The following is a 6,070-nucleotide window of genomic DNA, read 5'->3' as shown; positions in this document are numbered from 1 at the left end:
ACAGGACGGCGGTGGCGGCCAGGGCGAGGGCGGGCGTGCGGAGGGCTGGGCGGTCGCCGGGGGGCGTGGGCGCGGTCATCGGTCCGGTCTGGTCCTCGCGGAAATCGGGTCGTCGGGAGACGAGAAACGACAAGAAACAGCGTCTTGGGTGAACCGGCGGTCACTATACGAGAGTTGATGATCAAAATGGAAAGAAAGCAGCGGCCTTCCATGAAGTGGACGTTCAAATCGTGGTGTTGGCCGCGAACCGGGCGCCGGCGGCTTATCCGCCGAAGCCGTGGATCTTGACTCCCGGTTCCCGGCCCGCTGGACTGTGACCGCCCGCCCCGGCGGGCCATCGGCGAAGGGGGAGCGGCACGTGGCGGGGGAACCGGGGGCGTGGAGCCTCCTCGTGCGCGCGGCCCGGTTCACCGGCCGCACCCTGCGCGGCGAATGGCACGCCGTCGTGGTGGACCCCGTACGCCGCCTCGCGCACCGCGGACTGTCCGGTCTGCTCCTCGCCTTCGTGGCCGCGTCCGGCGTCGTCCTCTTCCACGACCTGGCCCAGCACCCCGCCGGTGCCACCTGGGTCCGGCGGCTCGGCGGCGTCACGGCCGGCCTCCCCCTCTGGCTCTCCCTGCTGCGCACCCCCGTCTCGCTGTACGTCCCCGCGCTCGACCTGCCGGTGTGGGCGGGCATCACCCAGCTGTTCCTGGCCTTCGCCCTGGCCGAACTGGTCCTCGGCCGCGCCCGCACCCTGGCCATCGCCTACGTCACCACCCTGGCCGGCACCCTCACCGCCCGGCTGATGATCGAGCTGGGGCCCGGCCGGTGGGGGATCGGGCTGCCCGCCGAGTACGGAGCCGTCCTCGACACCGGCCCCTCGGCGGCCGTGGTGGGCCTGTTCACCTATCTGGCCGTGGTCCGGCGGGCTCCCGTGGTTTTCACCCTGACAGGCGGATCGATGGTGTGGGAGTCCCTCGCCGTACCCAACCTCGCCGGGCGCGAGCACCTCGTCGCCGTGTCCGCCGCGATCGCCCTCGCCCTGCTGCGCGGCCGCCGCCTCCGCCTGCCGTACGCCCGAAGGAACCGGCCCGGACCGGTGGCCGCGCCCGCAGTCCCGCCCGGGCTTCCCGTCCCGGACCTCGGCGCCCCGGCCGTACTCCCCACCGACTCGACGCGCGCACGTCAATGTGACGGTTTTCGCACTTCGACCGGGGCACGCACCCCCTAGTGTTTCGGCGGAGTACGGGGGCAGGACGTGGCTGACACCATGGTGTTCGTCGCCGGCAGGCTGAAGGGAATCCCAGATGTTCCGTAAGGTGCTGGTAGCCAACCGCGGAGAGATCGCCATCCGCGCGTTCCGGGCGGGCTACGAACTCGGCGCGCGCACGGTGGCCGTCTTCCCCCACGAGGACCGCAACTCGCTGCACCGGCTCAAGGCCGACGAGGCGTACGAGATCGGCGAGCCCGGTCACCCCGTACGCGCCTATCTCTCCGTCGACGAGATCGTGAGCGCCGCCCGCCGCGCCGGTGCCGACGCCGTGTACCCCGGCTACGGCTTCCTCTCGGAGAACCCCGACCTGGCCCGCGCCTGCGAGGAGGCCGGGATCACCTTCGTCGGCCCCAGCGCCGGCACCCTCGAGCTCACCGGCAACAAGGCCAGCGCGGTCGCCGCCGCGCGTGCGGCCGGGGTGCCCGTGCTCGGCTCCTCCGCGCCGTCCAACGACGTGGACGAACTGGTGCGCGCCGCCGACGAGATCGGCTTCCCCGTCTTCGTGAAGGCGGTCGCGGGCGGTGGCGGCCGCGGCATGCGCCGGGTCGAGGCGCCCGCCCAGCTCCGCGAGTCCATCGAGGCCGCCTCCCGTGAGGCCGCGTCCGCCTTCGGCGACCCGACCGTCTTCCTGGAGAAGGCCGTCGTGGACCCCCGTCACATCGAGGTGCAGATCCTCGCCGACGGCGAGGGGAACGTGATCCACCTCTACGAGCGCGACTGCTCGCTCCAGCGCCGCCACCAGAAGGTCATCGAGCTGGCGCCCGCCCCCAACCTCGATCCCGGACTGCGGGACCGGATCTGCGCCGACGCCGTGCGCTTCGCCCGCGAGATCGGCTACCGCAACGCGGGCACCGTGGAGTTCCTCCTCGACCGGGACGGCAACCACGTCTTCATCGAGATGAACCCCCGCATCCAGGTGGAGCACACGGTCACCGAGGAGGTCACCGACGTCGACCTGGTCCAGGCCCAGATGCGCATCGCCGCCGGGGAGACCCTGGCCGACCTCGGGCTCTCCCAGGACCGGATCACCCTGCGCGGCGCCGCCCTCCAGTGCCGGATCACCACCGAGGACCCCGCCAACGGGTTCCGCCCGGACACCGGACTGATCAGCGCGTACCGCTCGCCCGGTGGCTCCGGCATCCGGCTCGACGGCGGAACCACCCACGCCGGCACCGAGATCAGCGCCCACTTCGACTCCATGCTGGTCAAACTCACCTGCCGGGGACGGGACTTCCAGGCCGCCGTGGGCCGCGCCCGGCGCGCGGTCGCCGAGTTCCGCATCCGGGGCGTGGCCACCAACATTCCCTTCCTGCAGGCCGTGCTGGACGACCCCGACTTCCGGGCCGGCCGCGTCACCACCTCGTTCATCGAGGAGCGTCCGTACCTGCTGACGTCCCGTCACTCGGCCGACCGGGGCACCAAGCTGCTCACCTACCTGGCCGACGTCACGGTCAACAAGCCGCACGGCGAGCGCCCCGAACTTCTCGACCCCGTCACCAAGCTGCCCGCGCTCCCGGCGGGCGAGCCCCCGGCGGGCTCCCGGCAGCGGCTGGTCCACCTCGGCCCCGAGGGCTTCGCCCGCGAACTGCGCGAATCCCCGGCGCTCGGTGTCACGGACACCACCTTCCGCGACGCCCACCAGTCGCTGCTGGCCACCCGCGTGCGCACCAAGGACCTGCTCGCGGTCGCCCCCGTCGTCGCCCGCACCCTGCCCGAACTGCTCTCCCTGGAGTGCTGGGGCGGCGCCACCTACGACGTCGCGCTGCGCTTCCTCGCCGAGGACCCGTGGGAGCGGCTGGCCGCGCTGCGCGAGGCGGTGCCCAACATCTGCCTCCAGATGCTGCTGCGCGGCCGCAACACCGTCGGCTACACCCCGTACCCCACCGAGGTCACCGACGCCTTCGTACGGGAGGCCGCCGCCACCGGCGTCGACATCTTCCGCATCTTCGACGCGCTGAACGACGTCGACCAGATGCGGCCCGCCATCGACGCCGTACGCGAGACCGGCACCGCCGTCGCCGAGGTCGCGCTCTGCTACACCGCCGACCTCAGTGACCCGGCCGAGCGGCTCTACACGCTCGACTACTACCTGAGGCTGGCCGAGCGCATCGTCGAGGCCGGCGCCCATGTCCTCGCCATCAAGGACATGGCCGGCCTGCTGCGGGCCCCCGCCGCCGCCAAGCTGGTCACCGCGCTGCGCGGCGAGTTCGGGCTGCCGGTGCATCTGCACACCCATGACACCGCGGGCGGCCAGCTCGCCACCTACCTCGCCGCGATCCAGGCGGGCGTCGACGCGGTGGACGGCGCGGTCGCCTCCATGGCCGGGACGACCTCGCAGCCCTCGCTCTCCGCGCTGGTGGCCGCCACCGACCACTCCGAGCGCCCCACCGGCCTCAGCCTCCACGCGGTCGAGGAGCTGGAGCCGTACTGGGAGGGCGTGCGCAAGGTCTACGCCCCCTTCGAGGCGGGCCTCGCCTCCCCGACCGGCCGGGTCTACCACCACGAGATCCCCGGCGGCCAGCTCTCCAACCTGCGCACCCAGGCCGTCGCGCTCGGCCTGGGCGACCGCTTCGAGGAGATCGAGGCGATGTACGCGGCCGCCGACCGCATCCTGGGCCGTCTGGTCAAGGTCACCCCGTCCTCCAAGGTGGTCGGCGACCTCGCCCTGCACCTGGTCGGCGCGGGCGTCTCGCCGGACGACTTCGAGGCCGACCCGGACCGCTTCGACATCCCGGACTCGGTGATCGGCTTCCTCCGCGGCGAGCTGGGCACCCCGCCCGGCGGCTGGCCGGAGCCGTTCCGCACCAAGGCACTGCGTGGCCGCGCCGAGGCCAAGCCGGTGCGGGAGCTGTCCGCAGAGGACCGCGAGGGGTTGGAGAAGGACCCGAAGCCCACGCTGAACCGCCTGCTGTTCCCCGGCCCGACCGGCGAGTTCGACACCCACCGGCAGGCGTACGGCGACACCAGCGTCCTGGACAGCAAGTCGTTCTTCTACGGACTGCGCCCGGCCAAGGAGTACGCCGTCGACCTGGAACCCGGTGTCCGGCTGCTGATCGAGCTGCAGGCGGTCGGCGAGGCCGACGAGCGCGGTATGCGCACGGTGATGTCCACCCTCAACGGCCAGCTCCGGCCGATCCAGGTCCGCGACCGCTCGGCCGCGACCGACGTGCCGGTGACGGAGAAGGCCGACCGCTCGAATTCCGGCCATGTGGCGGCGCCGTTCGCCGGGGTGGTGACGCTCGCCGTGGAAGAGGGCGCGGAGGTGGCGGCCGGGGAGACCGTGGCCACCATCGAGGCGATGAAGATGGAGGCGACGATCACCGCGCCGAAGGCGGGCCGGGTGTCCCGGCTGGCGATCAACCGCATCCAGCAGGTGGAGGGCGGAGACCTGCTGGTCGAGCTGGCCTGAACCGCCCGCGTCCGCTCCGGCCCCTCACCGGGGCCGGAGCGGACGGTGTACGGGCGGGATCAGCCCCAGAGCGGGTAGACCATGGTCTGCGTGAAGCCCTTGGGGCGCGCGTCGTCGTACGTCACGCTCATCCGGGTGTAGCGCTTGACGGCCGGGTTCTTCTTCCACGCGGCCGGGCGGTCGAGGCGCACGGTCACGTGGTAGGAGCGGAAGACGCCCTTGGCGCAGTACGGGTCGCAGTTGTTGACCGCGTTCACACCCTCGGCCAAGGCCGACTTCGAGTCCCACTTCACCCACGTGAGTCCGTCGAGCCTGCTGTTGCCGTCACCGCAGGCCAGGATGAAGTCGGCCGGTCGCACGTTCCTGTTGAACTCGCAGTCGACGAGGACGGGCGCGGTCCGGTGTGTCACGGGGGCCGTCGGCGGGCCGGCCGACGCCGTCGTCATCGCCGCGGTGAGCAGGGCTCCCGCGGCCAGGGTGACCGTCGTACCCACCAGTGATCCGCGCATGGTCGCTCCCACCTGTCGTGCTGTGTCCGACCGTGTGCCGACGCTACGACCCTTCGCCCGAATGCACCACTCGCGCAGGTGGGAGCGCGGATCACCCGTGCTGGACGGTCAGCCCGTAGAACGCGACGCGGGCGCCGTTGGTCGTCGAGTCCGAGGAGGACTGGTTGTAGGACCCGGCCTTGAAGTACTGCTTGTACGGGTTGAAGGACGCGGGGATCGGGTAGCGCGTGGTGCTGCCGTTGACGGTCAGCTCGATGGTGTTCCCGCCGGTCACGGCGATGCTGTACGTCCAGGTCCTGCCCAGGGACACATGGCCCACCGTGTGCGGGGTCTGGCCGCCGGAGGGGGAGTTCTCGGTGCCCAGGACGATGTCGCCGTCCGCGTGGTAGTAGAGCTCCAGCAGCGGCTTGGTGGAGGAGCCGCCGGAGCCGAGGTGGATCTGTCCGACGCAGACGTTCTTGGTCACCGACACCACCCGGAGGGTCGCGTTCATCCGGTGCGTGCCGCCGAGCGCCCAGTCGGCCGCGCCGCCGTCGCGGTTCATCTCGCGCAGCTCCGAGCGGGCGTAGTTCGAGTTCGGCGTGGTGACGCCCTTCTCGGGCGCCCAGAAGGTCATCGCGCCGTCGCGGGTGTCGGTGTAGAAGTAAGCGTCCTGGTAGCCGTTCGCGCCGCGCAGCCGGGACGAGGAGATCGTGGTGGGGGAGCCGGGGGAGCCGACCGGCTCCTGGAGCTGCCAGACCGAGAGGTCGAAGTTGCCGCCGGGCGCCACGTGCGGGTCGGCCGCGTGCGCGGTGCCGCCGAAGGCGCCGAGGGTGAGGGCGAGGCTCGCGGCAGCTGCCGCGGGAAGCCGGGAACGGATCATGTGGGGGGTCCTCCCGCCGGGCCGGATGCGTTCAG

At 72.1% G+C, this 6,070-nt stretch carries 4 protein-coding genes; 2 read left to right on the top strand and 2 right to left on the bottom strand.

Features of this window, described 5'->3' with window-relative positions; genetic code table 11:
* Positions 1-358: 358 nt before the first annotated feature.
* Both GT030_RS01805 and GT030_RS01800 read left to right on the top strand, forming a co-directional pair.
* A complete protein-coding gene (locus GT030_RS01805) occupies positions 359-1,213 on the top strand; it encodes a hypothetical protein (protein WP_161199497.1) in 855 nt (284 codons plus the stop codon).
* A 76-nt stretch (positions 1,214-1,289) separates the two neighbouring features.
* Complete coding sequence (locus GT030_RS01800; RefSeq protein WP_161199496.1) at positions 1,290-4,664, top strand: pyruvate carboxylase; 3,375 nt, start codon at positions 1,290-1,292, stop codon at positions 4,662-4,664.
* A gap of 59 nt (positions 4,665-4,723) precedes the next feature.
* Here GT030_RS01800 and GT030_RS01795 read toward each other — a convergent pair whose 3' ends face one another.
* Together GT030_RS01795 and GT030_RS01790 are read right to left on the bottom strand one after the other, a co-directional pair.
* The gene (locus GT030_RS01795) at positions 4,724-5,173 is read right to left on the bottom strand and encodes a hypothetical protein (protein ID WP_161199495.1); all 450 of its coding nucleotides are present in this window, start codon (positions 5,171-5,173) and stop codon (positions 4,724-4,726) included.
* 91 nt (positions 5,174-5,264) lie between these two features.
* On the bottom strand, positions 5,265-6,035 hold the full coding sequence (locus GT030_RS01790; RefSeq protein WP_161199494.1) for a polysaccharide lyase family 7 protein: 771 nt from the start codon (positions 6,033-6,035) through the stop codon (positions 5,265-5,267).
* Between the last annotated feature and the right edge of the window lie 35 nt (positions 6,036-6,070).

The organism is Streptomyces sp. SID1328, from assembly GCF_009865595.1.
In the GTDB taxonomy this organism is placed as follows: Bacteria; Actinomycetota; Actinomycetes; order Streptomycetales; family Streptomycetaceae; genus Streptomyces; species Streptomyces griseoluteus.
This window is presented reverse-complemented; position numbering and strand designations above follow the sequence as displayed.

Coding starts and splice junctions, on each gene's coding strand:
- GT030_RS01795 (WP_161199495.1), bottom strand. CDS start 5,173: ATGCGCGGATCACTGGTGGGTACGACGGTCACCCTGGCCGCGGGAGCC.
- GT030_RS01790 (WP_161199494.1), bottom strand. CDS start 6,035: ATGATCCGTTCCCGGCTTCCCGCGGCAGCTGCCGCGAGCCTCGCCCTC.
- GT030_RS01800 (WP_161199496.1), top strand. CDS start 1,290: ATGTTCCGTAAGGTGCTGGTAGCCAACCGCGGAGAGATCGCCATCCGC.